1 protein-coding gene is annotated in these 262 nt (G+C 25.6%); it reads right to left on the bottom strand.

The features are described from left to right. Positions 1 to 56: 56 nt before the first annotated feature. The coding region (locus NG904_RS16955; protein ID WP_252232906.1) for a hypothetical protein at positions 57 to 262 on the bottom strand (206 nt) is incomplete at its 5' end.

The following is a 262-nucleotide window of genomic DNA, read 5'->3' as shown; positions in this document are numbered from 1 at the left end:
CTCTATGACTTGCTTTAAGTCAACCTCATTTATTGTTTTCACCTTTTATACACCTCCTATAAGTTAAATCCATTAAGCCTTTCATCCTCTGTCATTTTTCTTCCTGTAAGACTTTCTATTTCTACAATTAAATTGCTTAATTCTCTAGTTACTGTATTGAATAAACTTAAATATTTTATACATTCTTTAACTGTATGGGTTTTAAAATATTCTTCAGCATCTCTATTTCTGTTTAAATTATGATTATATTTTTTCTTTAAAA

Source organism: Clostridium sp. ZBS15 (assembly GCF_023845705.1).
Taxonomy (GTDB): domain Bacteria; phylum Bacillota; class Clostridia; order Clostridiales; family Clostridiaceae; genus Clostridium; species Clostridium aquiflavi.
This window is presented reverse-complemented; position numbering and strand designations above follow the sequence as displayed.